Origin of the sequence: uncultured Leptotrichia sp., from assembly GCF_938036635.1 — a bacterium.
In the GTDB taxonomy this organism is placed as follows: Bacteria; Fusobacteriota; Fusobacteriia; order Fusobacteriales; family Leptotrichiaceae; genus Leptotrichia; species Leptotrichia hongkongensis.
Window position 1 is genome coordinate 1 of sequence record NZ_CALHQO010000179.1, and the last position, 2,225, is coordinate 2,225.

Here is a 2,225-nt window from a genome sequence, read left to right on the forward strand (position 1 = left end):
GTTAAGAAAATAATTTCAGAAGACCCGTTTAATATAAATAGAATTGCAGAATATGAAATTACAGAATTTTTCCCTACAAAATATGCAGAAGATTTCGCAAACTTTGTAAAATAAAAAATAGAGATTGTGCAGTAATTTTGAATGAAAAAAGAAATATTTTTATTCATAATTAATTGTAAAAAAGGTGAAAAAGATACTCTAGTCTTAATTGATTAGGGTATTTTTTATCTAATTAAGAAAAATGATTTGGAAAATAAAAGGGGTATGTGATAAAATGGGGATAGAAATAGAAAAAGATATATAGTTGTTAGGAAGGGGATAATGGGATGATCAAAAAGGATATAAAGAAAATTTTGAGCGAGATTTTAAAATTAAAAGAAATAAAAAACACAAAAGATTTGCCTTTATTGGCAAGTTTAGCAATGGCAGTGCCGATATTAATAGGATTGTTGTCAAACAACCTAAAATTGGGAATTACTGCTTCATTGGCAGCGATTATGGTTGTGTACTTTCCATTGGAAGGTTCGTTTTCTGAAAGAATACTAATGCTGATAGGCTGTTCATTTGGATTTATATCAGTATATACGATAGGATTGATTTTTAGCTTTAATAGAATAATTTCAGTTACAGTCTTTGGAATCACGGCAGGAATCATTCATTGGACAGTTTCGCACTTTAAATTAAAACCGCCAAAAGATTTCTTTTTCATAATGTTATGCTCAACTGCTATTTCAATCCCACATCAAGCAATATCTAAAATTGCAGAGAATATAGGTTATTTAACTTTTGGAACGTTGTCAACTTGTTTGATAGTTTTTTTATACTGTCTGATTGTTGGGAAAAAATCTAGTTTGAATAAAACTATGAATATTCCCCATATTCCGTTAGAAATAAAAAAGAATGTTATAGAGTCAGTTATATTTGCAGTATTTTTGAGCATAGCCCTAGGAGCAAGGATACTATTTAAATTTAGCAAATCCCTATTGGGTAGCAGTTGCCTGCATTGCCGTGATGCAAGGAAGTTCAACTCAGCATATTTTTCTAAGAAGTATTCAAAGAGTTATTGGAACGTTAATAGGAGTTATTTTTTGTTGGGGAATACTTTTATTAGTAAATAATCCATGGGAAATATGTATTCTCATAATAATATTTCAATTTATTGTAGAATATTTAGTTCCTAGAAATTATGGAATAGCAATGATTTTTATAACTCCTATGACAATTTTTTTATCTGAAGCCAGCATATTGTTCAGCAAAAACCACATTTTATTTATTCAAGGAAGATTTTTTAACACTTTAGTAGGCTCTTTAATAGGAATTGTTGGGGGTTACATAGTGTATCATGAAAAAATTCGGGAAATAATTTAGATAGATATGTAAAACAAGTTATTTAAGAAAGGATGATTTTATGGAAAAAAAGGATTTTGGGAAAATAAAGATAGTTATGTGTGATGTGGATGGGACACTTTTGACAGATAATGGGATTGTTTCGCCAAAAACATTGAAAGTGATTAGAAAAGTTACAGACAAAGGGATTTTATTTGGGCTTTGTACGGGAAGAGATATGCATAGTGTAAAGGAGCTTGTGAAAAAATGGGGAATTGCGGAGTATGTGGATGTGATTGTGGGAACAGGGGGTTCTGAAATTTGTGATTTTACGAAAAATGTTGAGAAAATTGCTTATCCACTGGCTGGGGAGCTTATAAAGGACATTATAAAGCATTATGAAGATTTAGATGTGAATTTTGTCGTGCCAGATAAAGGGGTTTTATGTGTGCCTAAAGATGATGAAAATATTAGGTTATTGGCTGAACTGGATGGAGTAGAATATAAGGTGCTTGATTTTGAGGAATTTTTAAAAGAGCCACGTCAAAAACTGATGATAATGACAAATCCTGAAACAATGAAAGATGTAATTGAAAGAAGCAAAACCTTTAAAAATGAAAAATATAAATCAGCTTCATTAAAAACGGCAAGTGTGCTTTACGAATACATGGATCCAAGAGTTTCAAAAACTTATGGATTGCAGCAAGTCCTTGATTTGCACAATTTTTCAATGGAAAATCTGTGTGTATTCGGTGATGAAGATAATGACTACGACATGGTAAAAAATGCTGGAATTGGAGTTGTTATGGGAAATGGAAGCAAACTTACGAAAAGTGTGGCGGATTTTATTACGGAGGATAATAATAGTGATGGGATTGGAGTGTTTTTGGAGGAATATA

The 2,225-nt window shown here is 31.1% G+C and carries 3 protein-coding genes; all 3 read left to right on the top strand.

Features of this window, described 5'->3' with window-relative positions:
- The first annotated feature begins 326 nt into the window (after positions 1 to 326).
- Positions 327 to 1,118, top strand: coding sequence for a hypothetical protein (locus Q0370_RS03595; protein WP_299572246.1), 792 nt, complete (start codon positions 327 to 329; stop codon positions 1,116 to 1,118).
- Entirely contained in the window at positions 1,012 to 1,368 is a 357-nt protein-coding gene (locus tag Q0370_RS11760) for an FUSC family protein (protein WP_367270826.1), read from the top strand. Before Q0370_RS03595 ends, Q0370_RS11760 begins: the two co-directional genes overlap by 107 nt.
- A gap of 40 nt (positions 1,369 to 1,408) precedes the next feature.
- Positions 1,409 to 2,225, top strand: an 817-nt coding sequence (locus Q0370_RS03600; RefSeq protein ID WP_299572248.1) for an HAD family hydrolase, incomplete at its 3' end; no start/stop codon positions are given.